Annotated in this window: 14 protein-coding genes and 1 pseudogene; 8 read left to right on the top strand and 7 right to left on the bottom strand. The window is 51.4% G+C overall.

Annotation, left to right across the window (positions count from 1 at the left end; all coding sequences use genetic code 11):
* Window positions 1–168 precede the first annotated feature (168 nt).
* The 6 genes from E5354_RS05270 (at window position 169) to E5354_RS05245 (ending at window position 9,100) form a co-directional block, all read left to right on the top strand.
* The gene (locus tag E5354_RS05270) at window positions 169–801 is read left to right on the top strand and encodes a DUF3575 domain-containing protein (RefSeq protein WP_168353832.1); all 633 of its coding nucleotides are present in this window, start codon (window positions 169–171) and stop codon (window positions 799–801) included.
* Window positions 802–946: 145 nt separating this feature from the next.
* On the top strand, window positions 947–2,188 hold the full coding sequence (locus tag E5354_RS05265) for a hypothetical protein (RefSeq protein WP_135946673.1): 1,242 nt from the start codon (window positions 947–949) through the stop codon (window positions 2,186–2,188).
* 24 nt (window positions 2,189–2,212) lie between these two features.
* Window positions 2,213–3,088 carry a FimB/Mfa2 family fimbrial subunit gene (locus E5354_RS05260; RefSeq protein ID WP_135946672.1) on the top strand — a complete coding sequence of 292 codons (876 nt, stop codon included), beginning with the start codon at window positions 2,213–2,215 and terminating at the stop codon, window positions 3,086–3,088.
* A gap of 13 nt (window positions 3,089–3,101) precedes the next feature.
* Window positions 3,102–4,193: a FimB/Mfa2 family fimbrial subunit gene (locus E5354_RS05255; RefSeq protein ID WP_135946671.1), complete on the top strand. Its 1,092-nt coding sequence runs from the start codon at window positions 3,102–3,104 to the stop codon at window positions 4,191–4,193.
* Window positions 4,194–4,257: 64 nt separating this feature from the next.
* The gene (locus E5354_RS05250; protein ID WP_135946670.1) at window positions 4,258–6,678 is read left to right on the top strand and encodes a fimbrial protein; all 2,421 of its coding nucleotides are present in this window, start codon (window positions 4,258–4,260) and stop codon (window positions 6,676–6,678) included.
* 52 nt (window positions 6,679–6,730) lie between these two features.
* On the top strand, window positions 6,731–9,100 hold the full coding sequence (locus tag E5354_RS05245; RefSeq protein ID WP_135946669.1) for a fimbrial protein: 2,370 nt from the start codon (window positions 6,731–6,733) through the stop codon (window positions 9,098–9,100).
* A 95-nt stretch (window positions 9,101–9,195) separates the two neighbouring features.
* Here E5354_RS05245 and E5354_RS05240 read toward each other — a convergent pair whose 3' ends face one another.
* On the bottom strand, window positions 9,196–10,560 hold the full coding sequence (locus tag E5354_RS05240; RefSeq protein ID WP_123395526.1) for a glycoside hydrolase family 43 protein: 1,365 nt from the start codon (window positions 10,558–10,560) through the stop codon (window positions 9,196–9,198).
* A gap of 382 nt (window positions 10,561–10,942) precedes the next feature.
* On the opposite strand from E5354_RS05240, the pseudogene fic reads away from it, so the two are divergent.
* Window positions 10,943–11,576, top strand: a pseudogene (gene fic, locus E5354_RS05235) (protein adenylyltransferase Fic); the annotation flags it as partial.
* Window positions 11,577–11,769: 193 nt separating this feature from the next.
* Here fic and E5354_RS05230 read toward each other — a convergent pair.
* The 6 genes from E5354_RS05230 to E5354_RS05205 all read right to left on the bottom strand — a co-directional run bounded on the left by E5354_RS05230 (window position 11,770) and on the right by E5354_RS05205 (window position 20,893).
* Window positions 11,770–14,397: a transglutaminase-like domain-containing protein gene (locus tag E5354_RS05230; protein WP_135946668.1), complete on the bottom strand. Its 2,628-nt coding sequence runs from the start codon at window positions 14,395–14,397 to the stop codon at window positions 11,770–11,772.
* A 29-nt stretch (window positions 14,398–14,426) separates the two neighbouring features.
* The gene (locus E5354_RS05225) at window positions 14,427–15,167 is read right to left on the bottom strand and encodes a copper homeostasis protein CutC (RefSeq protein WP_135946667.1); all 741 of its coding nucleotides are present in this window, start codon (window positions 15,165–15,167) and stop codon (window positions 14,427–14,429) included.
* Window positions 15,167–16,477 carry an alpha-L-fucosidase gene (locus E5354_RS05220; RefSeq protein ID WP_135946851.1) on the bottom strand — a complete coding sequence of 437 codons (1,311 nt, stop codon included), beginning with the start codon at window positions 16,475–16,477 and terminating at the stop codon, window positions 15,167–15,169. Before E5354_RS05220 ends, E5354_RS05225 begins: the two co-directional genes overlap by 1 nt.
* 30 nt (window positions 16,478–16,507) lie before the next feature.
* The gene (locus E5354_RS05215) at window positions 16,508–17,203 is read right to left on the bottom strand and encodes an SIMPL domain-containing protein (protein ID WP_135946666.1); all 696 of its coding nucleotides are present in this window, start codon (window positions 17,201–17,203) and stop codon (window positions 16,508–16,510) included.
* A gap of 117 nt (window positions 17,204–17,320) precedes the next feature.
* Entirely contained in the window at window positions 17,321–19,231 is a 1,911-nt protein-coding gene (locus E5354_RS05210) for an alpha-L-fucosidase (RefSeq protein ID WP_210433134.1), read from the bottom strand.
* A 21-nt stretch (window positions 19,232–19,252) separates the two neighbouring features.
* Window positions 19,253–20,893: an alpha-L-fucosidase gene (locus E5354_RS05205; protein WP_135946665.1), complete on the bottom strand. Its 1,641-nt coding sequence runs from the start codon at window positions 20,891–20,893 to the stop codon at window positions 19,253–19,255.
* 166 nt (window positions 20,894–21,059) lie between these two features.
* On the opposite strand from E5354_RS05205, the gene E5354_RS05200 reads away from it, so the two are divergent.
* Window positions 21,060–21,920 carry an AraC family transcriptional regulator gene (locus E5354_RS05200; protein WP_135946664.1) on the top strand — a complete coding sequence of 287 codons (861 nt, stop codon included), beginning with the start codon at window positions 21,060–21,062 and terminating at the stop codon, window positions 21,918–21,920.
* Window positions 21,921–21,934 lie beyond the last annotated feature (14 nt).

Genomic DNA, 21,934 nt, shown 5'->3' with positions numbered 1-21,934 from the left:
CATGAATCGATAAACAATTTTAACATTGTGACTCCAACCCCGGGAAAGAGGAACAATATTAAAGACAACAAAAACATTATGCGAACTAATCGTTCATTCTTAAGAAGAATGGTAATTGCCTCTTGTTTTGCTTGCGTTGTTATCGCGCCAGTGAATGTTGAGGCAGGTGTGCAATCCGACAATGGAAGAGCCACGGAAAGTGAATTGCGCGAACAGGGAACCAACGAGCGCATACTTTCCGTTGACAGCAGTGCGGACAGGCAACAGGGAGATATTGTAAAGTATCCAAAGTGGAATGTAGGGACAAATCTGCTCGAATGGATAGGCGTGATGCCTGACCTTAAATACACCACGTGGGCATCCAATGTGCATGGCGAGTTTTATTTCAAGAAGCAATATTCGGTGTTGCTCTCGGCCGCCTACAGTGAACACCACTATTCCCATGGCGACAAATTCCAGGGATTCACATCGTACATTGTCGAACCACGCTACTGGCTCCGCAAGGATGCTACGTTCCAAGGATTCTTCGGAGGAATCTACGGTCAGCTCGGCGACTACAACGACATCGATCCCGAACGCAAATACACGGGTCACTTCTGGGGAGCCGGTCTGTCGGCCGGATATCTCTACCCTGTGTGGAGAGGTCTTGCCGTAGAATTCAATATCCGTGCGGGATATCGCTCGACCGAGGTCAAGAAATATGTCTATAACGATGCCGGCGACCGTTGTCTTTGCCAGCGCATCGACAAGAATCAATTCAAGCTCACAGGCTTCGCCCTTAACATCTCCTGGCGTTTCTAACCGGAAGGCCGAGAGCGTTTTGCGGGCAGTCAAGGTAATGGTTTCGGCATTCCGATTCCACGACCCTTTACAGCTACGAAATCACATACGAAATATTTAAATACTTCAAAACATTTATCATTATCAACCAATTATGAAAAAATTTATGTTTATGTTAGCGCTCGGTTCAGTGCTCTTCGGACTAAGCGCATGCTCATCGGACGATGAAAACATCGAAGGCGAATCTACCGAAGGATGTGTTTTCATCAAACTTGAGAATGTAGTCGGACCATCATCTCGAATGACAGAGGATCCTAAATTAGAGTCTGACATCACCGAGTTCCACAACGGTTTCATCATCTTCGGAACACCCAAGTCGGCTATCCGCAAGCACTATGAAATCGTGACCGACCCCAAATTGCTTGACAAGACCGACCACGTGATTCTCCTTGACGAGCTTCGCAAAGGTAAGACTTTCAAAGATATACCCGGCGATGTAACCAACGTAGCCATCATAGCCAACATAACCGAGGACGAAATCAGCCCCGAAGAGTTCCACAACGGTACACTCCGCTTCCAAAACGATGTCCTCAACAAGATAATCTATCTTGAGAACCAGTACAAGGACAACATGAGCCATGTAGCCCTCTACGACATGAAGCCCCTCGAAGTTACCGGAGGTAACGCCATGAGCGCCACACTTGAGCTCCGCCCCATGTGCGCCCGTCTTGAAATCGCCAAGATTACCCCGGGACCCGATGTTGTAGAGTATCAGGTCGATGGTATCTATCTGGCAGGTTTCTACAAGCAGATGTATGTAAGCCAGATTTCCAACCGCGAATTCTGGGCATCACCCGACTATGACAACGCCGACCCCGCAACCGAGCTTATCAACTTCTACACCGGCTATCCCTATCTCGTCAACACCGACATCAAGGCCGTTAAGGAAACAATGGGTGAAGGCGACGACGCACGCGAAGTAACAGCCTTCTATCCTGAGGAAGATGGCAAGGTGTGGGCATTCCCCTTCTTCGGAAAGTATGAACCCCGCAACGACACCGAGCACTACGGACTTCGTCTTATCGTAAAGGTTTCCAACCTGAAGGTTTACCTGAAGGACGAGAACGGCGACCGCCACTTGCGCGATGTAACCGCATGGGACAAGGAGCAGGGCGTTCCCGACGAAAAGGCCGGTATCCGCTACCTCAACATCAACGGTTTCGTAGAGAACTATCACGACACTCAGGCCGAGCCCGTACAGTTCTACAACGGCAACATCTATCAGGTACAGAACTTCGAAATCACCACTCAGAACCTTTCGGACCGCATCATGCCTACCGACATCAATGTCAACATCACAGTGACAGTCAAGGCCTGGAGCATCAAGAAGGTATATCCGCAGATTTAATCATCACCACGACAACTTAGCCTCATGTCAAAAGTATTATCCCGAATCCTTGTCACAGTGTACCTGTCGCTCCTGTGCCAGGCTTGCATCACCGAAGTCGATGTAGGCGCATGCAACAACACCGTGATACGGTTTGAATACCTTGCTGACGGTGACAAGGATGTGTTCCCCGAATACATCACCTCGGTTACCTACTGCATCTATGACAGCGAAGGCGAGATAGTGACACAGGCGACGCTCGACCAAAATCGCCTTGATGAATTTCAAGGCGTGAAGCTGCGTCTTCCATCGGCAGGCACTTACTCATTGACAGCGTGGGGAAATTTAGGCGGAGATTGCGTGCTGGAGTCCCAGGAAACCCTTTCGGGCGGCCGTGTAGTGCTTCCCGGGGAGAATCCCAAGACATTCAACAAGCTCTATCTCGGTAAACTCGACTTCGACCTCGAGAGTGTCGACGGACGCCATGAGTGGACAGCACCCATGCATTCAGTCCACGTGACGCTGAACGCCTATATCCAATCGACGAGCGATGAGTTTTCGGCCTCAGATTTTATGCTGAAAGTCGGTGAATTTGCCACCGGAGTTTCCAACAGCGGCGAGATACTCGGTCCGCAACGCATATACACACTCGGATTTTCCGAAGGTGAGAACGCCATGCTTGAAGCATCGGCATGGCTTCCGCGTTTCAACGAGCACACAAGCGCCACCCTCGAGGTGTGCAGCGCCGCCACCGGCAACCGCATCACATCGGTGGACCTGGCAGGTTACATTTCAGCAAACAATATCCGGCTCACCGGAGTGGAAGAGGCCGTGGTCGACATCCTGATTTCAGTTTCAGGCACCAATATCTCAATCCGATTCCCCGGATGGAAGCCTAAACCCATCTATCCGAGCATTTAACCCCTAAAGAGAAATGTTGCAAAAACTGCATGACATACTTATCGTGGCCGGCGGCATCATGGCGACAATGCTCACTGCGTGCTCTTCAGAGGAACCCCTCGCCGAGGAGCCCAAAGGTGACCTTTTCGTAACCATCGAGGCCCGCAGTCCGCGTGCAGGCGAGGATGCGACATCAGATGTCCACTCCGACCTCACTCTCCAAGAGGGCATAGTGCTCATATATGATGAGGACGGCGTCTATGAAGGCGGAGATAGGATTGACCCTGACAAGAGAGTTGCTTCACTGCGTATTCCCGAAGGCAAAAAGCGTATTGTAGTCCTGGCCAACGCGCCCAAGATACTCCGCGACCGCGTAGCCATCGACTGCCACACGCCGATTACCGACGAGTACGGCAATGTCAAGACCTACAAGGGCGACACGGTGTGGAGCAATATCAAGCCTGTGTACAGGTATTACGCCGAGCTGAAATCTTCGCTATCATTTTCGGACAAAGTGCTTCAAAGCGTCCAGTCAAGCCATCGCATGGTTCTGATACATGACAATATCGTGAATGTAGCAGCCGATGAAGAGGACAGCAAGACGAGCTATGTCGAGATTCCGCTCGCTCCGCCCATGGCGAGAGTGGATCTGCACGCCCGCTGCCTGCCCTCGGAAACAAGCCGCATAGCCGGCGCTGCCATAAGGGTTTCAAAAGCCTACACGAAACTCAATTGGGACTTGTCATATCCGAACGACGAAACGACCAATACGGTAACAGTAGAATTCTCCGATGTTTCCGACAAAATGACACCTGTAGTCACCGAAAACGAGCTTTTCAGTGACTGGATACTCGAAAATGTCAAGGAGGACTCACCTATTGCCTCACTCTATACCTACTATACCGACGCCAACGCAGTCCTTGAAATAGGCCTGCTGTTTAAAGGCAGTGTCGAGTATGACTGGTATCCGATAGAGATGTCGGAGCTTCTAAAGCCCGGTGAATACAAGGGTCTTGAAGCAGGACATTTATATCAGATTTTCATAACGATATACCCCGACAAGGTCGGCCACATAATCGTCGACCCCTGGGTAGTACCGTCAAATCTTGAATTTACAATCGGTTGATGACAGCTTCCCGGATTCTCCGGGAATCCGGGAAGCTTTTCTATTATTTTTTCGCATACAGATAATGAAGCTATTCAGCCATATAGCTATGTTTGCCGCAGGGATGCTGGCTCTTGCCTCCTGCTCTGATGAAAGCATCGTCGAAATCGATGTCGACGACCCGTTCGTTCAGCCGGGCGACCGCGCCGCCACTATCGAGGTGCCGTTGCGATTCCATGTCGAAAAGCCGTCGTTAATAGGCAAGCCGCTCGTCAACGACATACCCTCACGCGCCGAAGGTGAAGGCGACGACACCACCGACGACCCCGAAAAGGCCGCCGAGGAGGCCATAAACGACATCTGGGTATTCCAATATGACGAAAACGGCAATCAGCTCATAGTACCGCGATTCTACAAGGTTGAGTCGTCGGAGATCAGGAAGCTGAACATACGCCTCGCCGAGGGCAACGACAGCCACGTTTATGTGCTGGCCAACACCGGCGACGAAACGTGGGCGCAGGAGAAGGACCTGACAACGGTTGAAAAGTTTGTGTCCTACGAATATCCCTTTACCGAGGATAACGTTGAGATGGGAGAGGATGAACGACTGCTCATGGAGGGCCATGTAGAGTCGACAATCAGAAAGGAAACCGACCTGCACCCCATCGACATTCACCTGACACGAATGATGGCCAAAATCAGTTTCAAGTATGTGACCGCAGCCGCAGCCGCCAGCCTGGTGGTAAACCGCGTCATCATCAACAACATGCCCATGAACATGCGCATGGAGGAAACGCCCAAGGAGGAGAACTATCCCACGGGCGAGGACTTTGAAACACGCTCGGTGACTCTCGACAACAACTTCTCGTCGGGAAAGGTCTACACATTCTACATGCCCGCCAACCGACGCGGCACATCGTCCAACACCGACCCGAAACTAAAGAACAACGGCGCACCCGACAAAGCGCTGTACGTACAGCTATTCGTATCATCGAAGTCCAACGGCTCAAACTACCTCTACACTATATACCTTGGCGAAAACGACACGAATGACTACAACGTGCGCCGCAACCACAACTACAACATCACGCTCAAGATAAACTCGGAGGGCCGCGACGACCGTGTGCTCGCCGCACCCGCCAACTGCTTCGTGCTCGGCCACAACGAGGAGATAATGTTTGACCCCTACAACCGCACCGAAACGGGCGGCGGCTGGAAATACTCCGACTACGTAAACAAGAAAGTGGCGTCAAAGCGCATCGAAACCGTGAAAGTACTGTGGCAGGAGCAGAACGTAATCGGCGACAACTCCAATCAGACCGATCCCGCAAAGCGTCGCGTGTGGAAGGACGAGTATGACCGCATACACGTGAAGTCGGCCAAGACCAACGGCAATGCTGTTATTGCCGGCTACAACAGCGCAAACGAAATCGTGTGGTCATGGCACATCTGGGTCAACAACGAGAAACCCGCCGAAATATCCAAGGCCATAGCCTACAAGACCTTCGGATGGGACAACAGTGGAATCAAGAAAGACGCCGGACGCGTTGTCAAGGGAAGAGCCCTCATGTCGTGCAACATCGGAGCCCACAGCGCATCGGCCACCGGTGCAAGCAGCTACGGAGCCGTATTCCAGTGGGGACGCAAGGACCCGTTCCCCATAGGGTGGAAGATCACCAACTGCAACTCGGGCGCATACATGTTCAACAGTAATAGTATCGGAGTGATAACCGACAACTCCAATAAGGAAATAAAAATGACCACCGACGGAGGCAAGGAAAATTGCGGCGAGCTGTTTGACTATCAGAAGACCAATGCCACGATAGGCAAAATCGAATATACGCTTAAGCATCCCACCATATTCCTCGGTGCCACCAATACCGAAACCTCTTCAGGAGCCATGAGTACCGACACCTGGCGCCAGCCCAAGACATGGGTTAACAATGGCGACTGGTACTGGGGCGGTGAAGACCGCCTTTGGGGAGGCAAGCCTTTCGCTCAAGCCACAAAGAAGTTTCTCGTACACCCGAAAGGCTCGACATGGCTCGATTGCGGCACAATGGCAGTCGACGGCTGGCTGAGCGACAACGGCGCAACCGAGAAGTCGCTCTTCGACCCGTGTCCCGCAGGATGGATGGTTCCGCCGGCCGACATGTGGCTTTCATTCACAGTCGACGGCAAGAACTCCGGTTGGGGCACCAACGCCACCAGCCGCGTCAACGGCACATTCCAGGCGGGAATCTACGGACACAAAATCTATGTGGAGGCATGGAAAAGCGGAAAGACGGTGTACTTCCCCAGCAACGGATTCCGCAACAGCAACGGCACACTGCGCCGCAACGGCAACTGCGGCAACTACCACACATCGACGCCGAGTACCAACGGTACAGTGAACTGCTTCCACATCCACAACGCATCGGCGGCCCTTCCGTTTGAAACAGGATATGAATCGACACGCCGTGCATTTGCCGGTCCCGTGCGTTGCGTGCGCGATGTCGACGATTGATTGTCACACAATAAGCTACTACAACACCCCTCTCAATAATAATTAACCCGAAATGAGCTATCTCAGGAAACTTATTGACATTACGGCATCGACATTGCTGCTGATTGCAGCGGTGTCATGCTCCGACAACGAATACATTGCCGAAGTCGACGACCCGTCGGTTCAGCCGGGCGACCGCGCCGCCACAATCGAGGTGCCGTTGCGATTTCATGTCGAGAAACCGTCGTTAATAGGCAAGCCACTCGTCAACGACATACCCTCACGCGCCGAAGGCGATGAAGAAACCGACGACCCCGAAAAGGCCGCCGAGGAGGCCATAAACGACATCTGGGTATTCCAATATGACGAAAACGGCAACCAGCTCATAGCCCCGCGATTCTACAAGGTAGAGTCGTCGGAGATACGCAAGTTAAACATTCGCCTCGCCGAGGGCAACAACAGCCACGTGTATGTGCTGGCCAACACCGGTGACGAAACGTGGGCGCAGGACAAGGACTTTACAACACTGGAGAAGTTTGTGTCCTACGAATATCCCTTTACCGAGGATAACGTTGAAATGGGCAAGGATGAACGACTGCTCATGGAGGGTCATGTCGAGTCAACCATCAGAAAGGAAACCGACCTGCACCCCATCGACATTCACCTGACACGAATGATGGCTAAGATAAGCTTCAAGTACGTTACGGCCGAAGCCGCCAAGAGCCTCATCGTGACACGTGTCATAATCAACAACATGCCGCTTGCCATGCGCATGGAGGAAACGCCCAAGGAGGAAAACTATCCCGTCGGCAACGACTTTGAAACACGCTCGGTGACTCTCGACAAGAAGCTCGCGTCGGGCGAGGTCTACACTTTCTACATGCCAGCCAACCGTCGCGGCACGACTACCAACACCGATCCCAAGGCAAAGAACAACGGAGCACCCGAGAAGGCCCTGTATGTGCAGCTTTTCGTCACATCGAGATCCAACGGCTCCAACTTCCTCTACACGATCTATCTCGGAGAAAACGACACAAATGACTTCAACGTGCGCCGCAACCACAACTACAACATCACGCTCAATCTGAAGTCGGAAATACGTGACGACCGCGTGCTTGCAGCTGCCGCCAACTGCTTCGTGGTCAACACCAACAACGAAATCATGTTTGACCCTTACACCCGCACCGAAACGGGCGGTGGCTGGAAATACTCCGACTACGTAAACAAGAAAGTTCCGGCAAAGAAGATAGCTTATGTGAAAATCCTGTGGCAATATGTGAATGTAATAGGCGACAACCGCAATGGCGACCGTGTGTGGCTCGACCAATACGACCGTGTGCATGTAAAGACAGGCTCCGCCGTGGGTAATGCTGTCATAGCAGCCTACAACTCGTCAAACAAAATCCTGTGGTCATGGCACATCTGGGTCAACAACGACAAGCCGGCCAACCTCGACGAGGCTGTACCCTACTACACTTTCGGATGGACCGGAAGTGCCGACGGTAAAACAGGCAGCATCATCACCACCAACGACAAGCGCTCCGTTAAAGGCCGCTCATTGATGAAGTGCAATCTCGGAGCGAAGTCGGGCAATGCCAACGATTACGGCTTAAAGACTTACGGAACCGTGTATCAATGGGGACGCAAGGATCCGTTCCCGATTGGGAATTTAGACTATAATGTGGATTATTACCAATACAGCCGCGGCAACGTGGGTGACCTGCGTGACAACAATAACGCTAAAATAGACATGAACACCACCGGAGCCGTACACACGACCGAATTGTTCAGCACCGAGCAGACAAGCGCCACCACCGGCACAATAGCCTATGCAATCGAACATCCCACCCACTTCATAAGTCCGGTAAAATCAGGAGCCTCCAACCCATCAGATGCATCGACTTGCAACAACGACGGCGACTGGTTCTGGGGACACAATGATCTCCTTTGGGGAGGCAAGCCCTACTCAAATGCCAAGAAATATGAAGTTACTACCGGATGTGTGCTCTCGGACAACGGAGCAACCGAAAAATCCATCTTCGACCCGTGTCCGGCAGGATGGATGGTGCCTCCGGGCGACATGTGGCTCGGATTTACCAAAAACGGAAGGAATGCCACCGGTGGCGCCTATGGAAACATAAACTCCGTGCACACCAGCGACAACGCAAGCTATCGAGGCTTCAGGATGTATGTCCAGGAGTGGAAAAAGGGCAAGTGGGTGTACTTCCCGAGTCAGGGACTGCGCACAGCCGGAGGTCGCCCGTGGCGTAACGGGATGTGTGGAAACTATCACACTTCATCGGCCTCGGCAGGAGGTCGCGTGAACATATTCCATCTCCACACTCCCGGTGAAGTCGACCCGTTTGAAACAAGCTTCGGCTACTCCCGCCGTGCCGTGGGAGGCCCCGTACGCTGCGTGCGCGACGTCGACGAAAATGAATAACTACACTATCTCCTGAATATAAAAAGATTGCACCCCGAAGGCTTCGTTTTCCAACCTTCGGGGTGCATCTGTTTTTTCAGTCAACGGGCGATAAATCACTTAAACTCCCACCAATCGAGAGTGAAGAGCTTCGGACCCTTGCGGCCCTTGAACGTGAAGTAGATGTCGTGTACACCTTTGGGTGAACCGCTCACCGGAGCCGAGAATTTCTTCCAGTTCTCCCATCCGCCTGTACCGATGACATCGACGAGAGCTATGACCTCGCCTTCGATGCTGTCGAGTCGCACCTCAATGGCACCGCCGCGCAATGCACTCGCTGCGCTCACTTCAAACTCACGCGGAGATTTGTTGCCGAAATCGACCTCACGCAGCTTGATGTAGTCGCCGTTATGTATATCCGACACATACACGCCTGTAGCGGCATTGGGCTCGGTAGTCACGCCACGCGAAAAGGCCATTGTTTCGGCTTCGACACGACGATAGGGATTCAGTCGGCCAACGGGAGCCACACCCTCTTCGGTTGAAGTGATGGTGGGGAAAGTACCGTCGGGATTGTATTTGAACTGCTCGACTGCAGCACTGCGGGCAAATCCGCCGCCTCCGGGCAGCTTGCCGGTGTGATAGAAGAAGTAGGAGTTGCCCTTGAAGTCGGCCACACCGCAATGATTGGTAAATGAACCGGTGTCATGCAGCGGCATGATTTCGCCCATATATTTCCACGGACCCATGGGGGAGTCGCTCATGGAGTAAGCGATGTGTTCGGGAACGCCTCCGGCGGCATAGAGCAGGTAGTACTTGTCGCCGCGTTTATAGAACCACGGGCCTTCGGTGTAGGTGTCCTTGTACTTCTTGCCCTTCACGCGATTTTTGGGCGACGGGGCACCGAAGCTATCCTCGGTCTGCTCAAGCACCTTCACCTCGCTCTTAAACGAAATCATGTCATCGTTAAGTTCGGCATAATAGATGTTGGGATTACCCCAATATATGTAGGCGCGTCCGTCATCATCCACAAATACCGTGGGGTCTATGTGATCCCAACTACCGTCATATAACGGCTTTCCGAGCGCATCCTTAAACGGGCCCACGGGGCTGTCACCGACAGCGACACCTATAGCCATAGTTCCGCTCACCTTGGAGTGCAAGGGTACATAGAAATAGAATTTTCCGTTACGCTCGACACACTGCGGAGCCCATGCGCGGTCATCGCCCCACGAGAAATCCTCAATGGCGAGCGGCGAACCGTGGTCGGTCCAGTTGACCATGTCGGCAGTGGAATAGACGCGCCACTCCTGCATCCAGAAGAAGTCGGCTCCGGCCTCGTCGTGACCGGTGTAGAGATAAAGAGTGTCATTGTACACCATCGGTGCGGGGTCGGTTGTGAAACAGGTCTGTACGACCGGATTTTCAGCAACCGCAACAGCTGCAGCAAGCAGCATGGCAGGCAAAATAATTTTCTCCATCATATTGGTTTTGGTTAATTGGGTTTAAATTTTCAGGCGTAATAAGCCACCGAATCCGGGGATATTACAAATATAGTCAAAATCATTAGACCGGGCAATATAAACAACGGCATGATAGTAGCCGAGAGGCAAAACAAAACCGGATTGCCTCACGGCAACCCGGTATTCTTTTAAACCAATCATTATCACATTTCTTGCAATGGAAAAAGTAATTTTGCTATGTACTCTTATAATGCTTAACCGACATTAAAAGTTCACTGAGCGATTAAATTTTTTAACATTGCAATCAATAACGCCATGAATACCAAGTAGAAAAACGGCCAAAAAAATTTACATAATCGCGAGCGTCATCCCACTCAAGCACGTGCAACTCTGCCCCAAGTGGTTTTCGGCTACTGACATCGTGCGCGCCATCAATGACGAGCCTGTCTATACGAAGGCCGGCAACTATTGGCGTTCTCGATTGGTTCACTTACAGCGACAACACTATTGACGGGCAGAGCCGCAAAAAGGCATACACCCTGTTTGAGAGCGATTTGCTCAATTCTCTTGCACCGGGCAGCATGAAGTGTCTACAGCAGATTCACGCTTACTTGTTTGGCGGCCTCTATGATTTTGCCGGACAGATAAGGGACAAAAATATATCGAAGGGAGGCTTTACTTTTGCCAACTGCATGCTTTTCCCTACTGTCATCCCGACGATTGAACGCATGCCCGAAACCACACTCGATGAGATAGCCGACAGGTATGTCGAGATGAATGTTGTGCATCCATTCATGGAAGGCAACGGACGCAGCATGCGCATTTGGCTTGACCTGATGCTGAAACATTCGTTGAAACGCTGCGTTGACTGGAGCCGAATAGATAAAAATGAGTATCTCACTGCGATGCGCGAGAGCGTTGTCGACTCATCTCACATCAAAGCGCTGCTGAAAGTGGCGTTGACCGACAAAATCAACGACCGCGAGATGTTTACGAAAGGCATCGACTACTCCTATTACTACGAAGAAGAGTAGCCCTCTACCGGTTGCTTCCGGGGGGATAAAACAAAATCGGATTGCCTCACGGCAACCCGATATGCTTTTAAACCAATCATTATCACATTTCTTGCAATGGAAAAAGTAATTTTGCTATGTGCTCTTATAATGCTTAACCGGCATTAAAAGTTCACTGAATGATTGACTTTTTTGAAAAATTTTTCACGCGTCGTCAATTTCGTCCGATACGATGCAGTATATCAACGAGTTGCTCGCCGAGGCCTATTGTATATCCTTGCGACAAAAATACTATGCGGTTGAACGTGTCGGCGATTATGAATATGGGACGGTCGCCCGTAGGCAGCTCCATACCCTCGATTATCTCGCGTGATATGTTGCCGTCGATGTCGTTTCCGAATGTCACGGTCGCCGGCAGATTCTTGAAACGGTCGAGCTTCATGCGCGATGCATCGTCACTGTCATTGAACAGCAGCACAATCGAACCTCCCCATTTCTCCAGTTCGTCACGCATGAGCGATATGTCATTGAGCGCATGAACAGTCGGCTCGTGATTGGGCGACAAAAGTCCGAGTACATAGTATCCGCGTCCGGTAGTCGACAGAATCGACTTGTCGTCGCCGCTTGCCGAGTCGTGATATATGTTTTCGGAGTTAAAACTGCCTATCACCTGCACCCCCGAGGCATCCTGTCGCATGACAAGCTTAGGAGTCGCCGTTTCACCCTCCTCAACATTGAAGAAGCAGGTGTAGGCGAGCACGCTTCCGTCGGCCATGCGCTGACCGCTTGTCATCATGTATTGTCCGGCATCGATTTTCAACGGCTTGGCAAACGTGCTGCTCCATGTAGCATCCTCGGGATAGTTAAGCAGCACCGGCACGCCGTTGACGATGCGCGACAACGTGAAGTGGGAATAATATTGTGGATCGGTTATGCGCCCCTGTGGTGTAAAGTCGATTCTGAGTGTTCCCTGCGGAGCTACAGCCATGTCAAGAGGCTCGGTAAAGTCGGCGTCAATCCACCGTCCGTCGGGTGCAGCATACTGAGTCTTTTCGGTCACGGGGTCGATTCGCGCCGGCAACCCCATGCTGCGTGACGCGGCCACGAAGAATATGTTGCGCGAACGTGCATCGGTGATGCGTGATGTCCACACTGACGCAGGAGCCATAGCAAGATTCTGTGGATTCCAGTCACGGTCTATCGCGATGCTGTCGGCACACCATGCTACCCACTCCTGCGGATTGTCACGATAACGCTCACGCTTGTCGGCCGGAATCACTTTGCGGAAAAAAGCCTTATAGGGAGTAAGCATCTCATTGGCCACGCGCGGATTCATCACATACTCGTCATATAGCTTACTGTCGATAACCGGAGTCGCAAGGTGGTCACGCAGCACATCAAGCGTTATGTCACGGCGGTCCTTGTCGGAAACCACCTGCAGAAGCCGCAATGCGCGTTCACGGTCGGCAGTGGAAACCTCCGAGAGAAATTGTGTGACGACATCGTGGTTGCCCCTCGAATCCACGAGAACCTTAGCCACAGCCGCCGTGTCAAGGCCCACCGAGCGAGCAAACCCGGCTCCACGTTCAGGCGTAAAGAACGTAGCCATATAGGCCCCGCGCAGCGAATCCTCCTGCGCTTTGCGCCTGTCGTTCTCCCGAGCCTGTTCAGGCGTCACTTCAGGCAACGCCACAGCCTGCACCGGCGGCACTATGTCAAGCTCGATCGCTTCATTCACGGGCATGCGGTGGTCGAGCGTCACGACTATCTCACGATCCTTGCCCACGGTGCATTTCTTGAATCCGAAACTCTCTCCGTCGGTCGCCCACACGAGCAGGTCGCCACGCCCGGTTGTCAAGGTTGACTTGCCTTTTTCATCGGCACGGCGTGAAGCTATGGAGTAAAACTCGGCATAGTTATACAGCTTATAATCAACGCGTGCCCCTGCCGCCTGATTGCCGTCACTATCGACAACGGTCACCATCACCGAATCGACCGGAGCATAGTTGGCCGTGACATTTATCTCAGTGTAGCATGGCGATTGAGCCAATTGCTGTTCAGGGCCGTCATATCGTCCGAATGTCTTTGTATTCATCAACATTCCACGCGATGCCGGGGCATTGAACCATCCGAGATTCAGCACCGCTTCAGGTTCACACGCTCCGAGAAAATACCATCGTCCGTCAACCCAAGCCTCGACCCAGGCATGATTATCGTCGGTGTGAGCCCAACGCGGGGTGTAGACCTGTCGAGCCGGAATGCCTACCGCCCTCAACGCGGCGACAGTGAATGTCGACTCCTCACCGCATCGACCGTAGGCCGACTTAATGCTTGCAAGCGGCGAACTTGTCCTGCTGTCCGACGGCTGATAGGTCACTTTCTCATGACACCAGTGATTAACTTCAAGCACTGCGTCACGCATCGACAGTCCCTTCACCCTGTCGCGCAATTCGTTGTAGAACACCATGCGGCTGCTGTCGAGATTCTCGTTGTTTACCCGCACGGGCAACACAAAGTGACGCCATTCGCGATCGGGAACCGAAGCGCCCCAAGGCATCTCCTTGCGGGCACGAAGCGAGCAATCAACATTCTCAAGATAGAAGTCGCCCGTGTAGTCGGTCAGGTCGGGCAACGGCATGTAAGCGTAGAGAAACTCAAGAGCCTCACGCCTGTCGTCATCGAGCTGACGGTCAAATATCGTGTAATAACCGGGCAGATTCAAAGCCTCCTTTCGCGCCTCAAAATCGCGCTTTACGGTCGACTGCTGAGTCGCTACTGCATTACACGCAGTCAACACGGCCCATAGTAACAGAATTATGTAATGTCGGTTGTTTGATGACATAACTATTTATATGTTTTTGATTTTATTCATTACACAACATTATCGTTCATCGCCTTGACTATACCCCTCACAATTTCGGCCGAGGTTTCAAGACGACAATATTCATCGCTGCCCGGAGCACCCATGGCTACTCCGTCGCGGCGGTAGGTCATGACACTGGCAAGACTTGAACGTGCCGATGCATGCAGTTCACGGCAACCCGTAAGAAGCATGATCTCGGCCGCATTTCCGGGATTGACTCCACCGCCGGGCAACAGCGTGAGCCGGCCTGCGGCACGTATGCGCAAATCGGCAATAAGTCCTGAGCCCGCCAATGCCGACGACGCGCACCCCGAAGTCAACAGCCGGTCGCACCCGAGAGCCATTATGTCGTCCAACGCCTTGAAAGGGTCGCGACACAGGTCAAATGCACGATGAAACGTAACCGACATCCCGGCTGCGGCCTCAACAAGCCTGCGACACACATCCATGTCTATGTCGCCGGTCGGCAGCAACGCACCTGTCACAACTCCGTCGGCACCGCACTCGGCGGCCGCCTTTATGTCGTCGATCATGCACTCCACCTCGGCCCGGCTGTAGACAAAGTCGCCGCCTCTCGGCCTTATGAGCACATGCATCCTCAATCCCGGCACCTGACGCACCTGTCGCATCAATCCCCACGACGGAGTTACGCCGCCCTCGCCGAGCGCCGAGCACAACTCCACGCGTCCTGCTCCGCCCTCGGCGGCCGCACACGCTCCCTCGGGAGTGGTCACACACACCTCAAGCATCACCGTCCCGATGTTTGCAGTTCAACTATATGGTCGATGCCATCGGGCACCTCATCGAGCACAAGCTTGATGCCGCCGGGTGTCTTCACGGTTTTCACTGGCTTCTTGCCGTCGTAGGTAAACGCCTTTTTCACCTTGCAGGTCAATGGAAGCTCTATCTCATTGCTCTTGGCGTTGAGTATATGCACAAAGAGGCGGTCGCCCTTACGGGTGGTGGTGCCCCACTCCTGTGCCGGGAAGTCACCCGCCTTTGTGCCGTAGAATGTTTCTCCGTAACGGTTCATCCACTCGCCTATGCCTTTCAGTCGGTCGAGAGCGGCCGCCGGAAGTTCGCCATTGGGCTGAGGGCCTATGTTCAGGAGCAGGTTGGCACCCATTCCGGCTGCCTTTACAAGATAGTGCACAAGCTCCTTAACCGATTTATAGTCCTGATCCTTTATCTTGTATCCCCACATTCCGTTCATGGTCTGACACGTTTCAAGTGGCAGCCTCGACACCTCCTGACCCGACAGTCCGGCGGTGTTCTCGCCCGGAAGGTCACGCTCAAATATCTGAATGTCCTCGCCGGGATAGGGCGACTGATGGTGATTGTTACCAATAAGACACGACGGTTGCAGGCGGTGTATCAGCGCATACTGTTCGTCGAGCTGCCAGTCAAACGGCACCGTATCCTCGTCATGGTCCCACCATCCGTCAAACCATATTGCGCCAATCTCGCCGTAATTGGTGAGCAGCTCGGTGAGCTGAGCGTTCATGAAATCGTAATATCCCGGCCAATCGACCTTTGTAGAGTCACGTCCTGTGTCGTGACCTGTGCGTCCTTGAGGATAATCCTCACGCGTCCAGTCGATGTGGGAGTAGTAGAAGTGGAGCCTTACGCCCTGACGGTGGCACTCGTCGGCAAGCTCCTTCAGCACATCGCGCCCAAACGGCGTGGCATCGACAATGTTATAAGGCGACTGCTTCGTGCCCCACATCGAAAATCCGTCGTGATGACGCGATGTTATACATATATATTTGGCACCGGCAGCCTTTATGGCACTCACCCAGGCAGCAGCATCAAAATCGGCAGGATAAAAAGCCCGTGCCGACTTGGCATACTCCTCGGCATTCACTCCGTAGTTGAGATACCACTCTCCTTGTGCAAACATGCTGTAAAGTCCCCAATGGAGAAATATCCCGAACCGGGCATCCTCAAACTGGGCCTGTGCTTTCTTTATTTCGGGCGACGGTACATAATCGGCAGCAAAGCCTGAAACGACGGCCGACAGACAAGCTGCCGCCAACAATTTTTTCAAGTGTTTCATCATTGATGAATGTTGATTCATGGGTTTTATTGATTATCGGGATTTTTTGTCGGAGAACTGATACTTAACCGTAACGCTGTAACGGCGCACGATGCGACGCATACCGTCCATGCCGGAACCGCCGCCGTAGGCGACATTACTGAACATTGAGCCTTCATTGTAGCCCGAGCTGTTCTCCACGATTTCCACAGGCTTGACAATGACCAGTCCCTCGTTGGCCGCGATGAATTCGGCCTTTTCACGAGCGGCGTCAAGAGCCGATTTCAGTCCCTGACGGTTATATCGCCCCATGTCGGAGTTGTCGATTTTCGAGATATTGAAACTCGTTATCCCCTTGCGGTCAACTCTTCGTGCGATATTGTCAAGCTGACCTATGTTGGTCACGACGGCCGACAGCCTCTTGGCCATAAGGAACTCACTCGTCGAGCGGCGGTCGCGATAATTTCCCATATCGGAAACATTTATCATCGAATCGGGCACTCCCGCTCCTAAAAGAGTCTTCATTACAGCCCGCTCCACAGCTTTGATTCCCACAATAACGCTGTCGCCGGGATTATTCTCATCGGGGATGAAATACTCCTCCATGCCTATTTCAACGGTAATCCGGTCGGGCACGACATTAATCGTAGCCGAACCGGTAACCTCAATTATCGACTGTGCGCTTGCCGAAAAGCACGACACAATCATGAACGCCGACAAGACGACCGCCGATACAAAACTCCTTGTCATAATATCATATCGATTGATTGGTTATAGCATAATCCTCAAATTTACACAATTTTTTCATTATGCATCCCAACTAAGCGATTTTTTATCACAACAAAACACTATTCATATCACTCCTTTTTAATCTTCCTGCGTTTCACCCACCAATTCAATATCGGAATATGCCATACGATCGCCTTCATACAATCTTATCGCATCAAACTTGATAATCCTTGCATCTACAGGATCAAACTTAATAGTTTGCCATATAGGATTGTTGACAATATTGGAAAACTCTCCTGAAGCAAGCTCCGTCCAGTTGGTCCAATCGGTTGATGAATAAAGTGCATAGTGAGTTATTGTTCCGCTCTTTGAATTTTGTGGTGGCTCATACCTGAAAGCGGTAAGTTTCTGGGCCTTGTCAAGTTCTATAAGCATTTGCGTTGGAGAGCTGAAAAATATACGCAATGCCGATGAACGCTTCTCTCCCGAATCAGGTATATCGGGAGTCAGTTCCGGAGCAAGGAACACCCCTACTTTTGATATAACCGGCGACGCTTTGCTATCATCGACATTAAATCGTAATGCAGTAGCCGTGACTGTCGGGAAACAAACGATTCGCCTGTGTCCTATAGTCGTCAATCCATCACCGTTTCCCGCGAGTTCATCAGTCAGTGCCAGCCATTTGCCATCGACACATGCTTCTATCGAAAACTTCTTAACTCTCTGTCCGAGTTTTATATTCTCTTCCACAAGAAAACGGTTGAATGATGTAGGCTTGTCAAAATCAAAAGTCAAAGAACCTGTGGATATGTCATCATCAGTTGACCAATAAGTAGACTCATCATCATCTATTACATTGTCGGCTTGATACATGGGGCTATTGCCTCTGACATTAGATGCTTTAACACAGCTATTCTTGACAAGATTGCACTCAAACACTTTTTTTATCATATTTGAGAATGCAATTCCGCGCAGGCTGTCATTAGGATGAATCCTTCCGTTGGGTGCTATAGGGAAATTCAATAACAGTGTAGAATTACGCCCAACCGATTTATAATAGGTATCCATCAGCTTTGACAAACTTTTCACATGCTCATTCTCCGGTTCATGATAAAACCATCCCGGGCGTATACTCGTATTGGTTTCAGCCGGCACCCATGCGTCACCGTTTTCCAAGCCATAATGGAGCATTGGATAGGAAGTATCCCCCGTTTTGTAAAGCAGACTCCAGTTGGTTTCTCCTACATTTCCGGCTTCGGTACCCACCCATCGCAAATCGCCGCGATCACCACCGTCATTCCATATTACGGTTTCAGGCTGAAGTTCACGTATCAACTTATAGGTTTCAGGCCATTGATAGTAGGTAGTGCGGTCAATGGTTCTTATTTCATTAGCCCCGCCATACCATCCGTCACCTCCATTTGCGCCATCAAACCAAACTTCAAAAATTTCTCCATAATTTGTCAACAGTTCACGCAATTGATTTCGGAAATAATCAATATATTCCTTATCGCCGTATTTAGGATGATTTCTATCCCACGGTGACAAATATACCGCAAATTTCAACCCCTCTTCTCGACAAGCATCGGCAAGCTCTCGCACTACATCTCCTTTACCGTTCTTCCATGGCGAATTCTTTACTGAATAATCGGTAAAGTCCGACGGCCACATACAGAAACCGCAATGATGCTTTGCTGTAAAAATTATACCGCTCATGCCTGCCTGTTTACACACCTTAACCCATTGGCGGCAATCAAGATCGGAGGGATTAAACAAGTCAGGCGATTCATCGCCAAATCCCCATTCCTGATCGGTATAAGTATTCAACGAGTAATGTATAAACGCATACATCTCCAAATCCTGCCACTTCATCTGATTTTCATTAGGCACAGGCCCAATCGGTGACGGAGGATTAATATTGGGATTAACAGCCATCAAATCAATCATGTTTGACAATACGCCCATTAACACAACGACAATAAGATTCCTGATTTGGCAGGGGAAATATGTAGGATGAGCCGATTGCCCACCAATCGATTTCACTGACATGACAATTAACAATTAATCTTTTTACTTCTTTATACGCAGCACGGGAGCGACGCTGCGCTTGGCATCGGCAGGGAGATTAACGGTAAGGCCGTCGGCGGTGCGGGTGAATTTCACCTTTCCATATCCCAGCAGCTCAACGCTCTTTATTCGGCCTTTATGATACTCCGACCCGTCGGCAAGAGCCTTGATGTGCACCATGTTGTCGTCGGGCCACGCCAGCGCTATGGCATAAAGATGCTTGGGAGTCTGGGTGAAGCGTATCTCCTTGGATGTGGCCGCCGTATAGGATCCCTCGTTGAAACCCTGGGCGTTTATGGCAATGTCCGACTCGGCAATAGGGCCTTCGCCGAATATGTGCCACGGACGGGTCGAGTAGATGCACTCGCTGTTCACAGCCATCCAATCACCTATGCCGTTTATGATTTCCTCCTCCTTCTCGTCAAATGTGCCGTCGGCACGAAGAGGGATACTCAATAGCAGATTACCGTTCTTGCTCACAACATCGACAAGGAGTTTCACCACCGAAGCAGCCGACTTATACCAATTGTTCTTATAAATATCGGTGTTGTAGTGCCATCCGCCTATGCAGGAGCATGTCTGCCACGGCTTTTCGGGAATGTTGTTGGGGGCGCCACGCTCAACATCCCACACGAGAGCTTCCTTCTGCGTGTCGTTCAGTATCTTGCCAAACATTACAGCCGAAAAATCGTTGGGATGTGTGGCCGAGTTGTGATTATAAAAATGGGCGGCAATTTTAAGTCCGGCATCGCTTATGGGATAGAACGGCACACCCGTGACATCGAAATAGAGCAAGTCGGGGTTGTAACGGTTGATTACATCGAGCGTGCGGTTGTAGAAATTGGTGCAATATTCCACAGTAGGCACGGCGACACCGTTGCCCCACGCCCACTGACGGTGAATCATGCCGTCGCTCCATGAGCCGTAGCTGTCGGGGTGGTTCTGGGCATATAGATTCTGCGGGTCGAGGCCCTCCCACCATTTGCCTTTGCCATCCTCCTTAGTCATGCGTCCGTCGTAGGGCACACCGGCCTTGTCGCCGTTACGGTCATAGCGTCGCGAAGGTTCATACCATGACCAGGCATGGTCGGCATGCAGGCTTACGCCAAATTTCAATCCATGCTTGCGGCAAGCCTCGGCCCACCCGGCGAGCAGGTCACGCTTCGGCCCGATTGCCTTGGAGTTCCACTCCTGATATTGGCTGTCCCAGAGGTCGAAGTTGTCATGATGGTTGCCGAGTGCAAAGAAATACTTGGCACCTATCTTCTTATACAACCCTACAAGGTAGTCGGGATCCCACTTCTCGGCTTTGAAAAGTGGAAGGATGTCCTTGAAGCCTACTTCCGACGGGTGTCCGTAGTTGGCCACATGATGCTTATATTCATTGGAACCCTCTATATACATTGACCGGGCCATCCAATCGCCCGAACCCTCAACACACTGAGGCCCCCAATGGGCCCATATTCCAAACTTTGCGTCACGGAACCATTCGGGCACTTCATATTGCGACAATGATTCCCATGTGGCATCATATTTTCCCTTCATCATCGGCTCCTGGGCCTCCGACACCGGGACTTCATAATTCTGACTCAAAGCCGCTGCAGGGATGAGCAGCGCTGCAAGAAGACATTTGCAATAATTCATGTTGGTAAGGTATTGATTTCGATTCATGGCAAAATTATACACTATTGCATTTAATTGAAGTGAAAATATCGCGATAATAGTAGGACAAAATCGATATATGTCACACTTTAACCTTTGTCGATAGAAAAATATTCATTTATTTTGCGTCAATATACAGTATTATGCTATGAGTGCGATAAATGTCAGACCGAACCTGTTGATGCTTAATGTGGGTCACGCCCTGCACAACGCCGACTGGAACTTCAAGGATGTGAGCAGCCCGTTCACACGCCTCTACTATGTGACCGAAGGTAACGCCGAACTGATTCTCCCCAACGGCCGGGTGCGACTGCGTCCCCACCACCTCTACATCATCCCTGCATTCACGCTCCACACCAATGTGTGTACATCGCTGTTCAAGCACTATTACATACACGTGTATGAGGACTCGTCATCGGGAGTAAGCATAATCGAAAACTTCGACTTCCCCACCGAACTTGAAGCCTCACCTATAGAGCTTGAGCTCTTTAAAAGCATCTGCGAGCACAACACATCGATGGTGTTGAAGAATGTCGACCCGCGAATCTACGACAACAAGCACTCCCTAATCGAGTGCGTAAGACTAAATCGCGAACGCCCGCTGTTTGACCGCATGGAGTCGATGGGGATAATATTGCAGCTTATGTCACGGTTCATGCGTCACGCACGACCTAAATACGAAGCATCGGACAAGCGCATAAAGCTCGCCCTCGAGTACCTCAACGAAAACATCAACGAACCTATATCAATTGAAACACTCGCAAGAGAGGCTTGCCTGTCGCGCGACCACTTCATAAAGCTGTTCAAGCAGGAACTCGGATGTACCCCGGGACAATTCATCATCAACAGGAAGCTGATAAAGGCACAGCTTATGCTCGCCACCGAAAACACCTCGATAAAGGACATTGCCTATTCGCTCGGATATGACGACTACTCCTACTTCTCGCGACTGTTTCGCAAGCACACCTCCATGACCCCGCAGACCTACCGCAACAGTTTCAACAACTGACCCCAAAATAAGTG

The sequence above is a fragment of the Muribaculum sp. NM65_B17 genome (assembly GCF_004793735.1).
GTDB lineage: Bacteria > Bacteroidota > Bacteroidia > Bacteroidales > Muribaculaceae > Muribaculum > Muribaculum gordoncarteri.
Note: the sequence above shows the minus strand (reverse complement) of the source record. Positions and strands in the feature narration are given on the sequence as shown.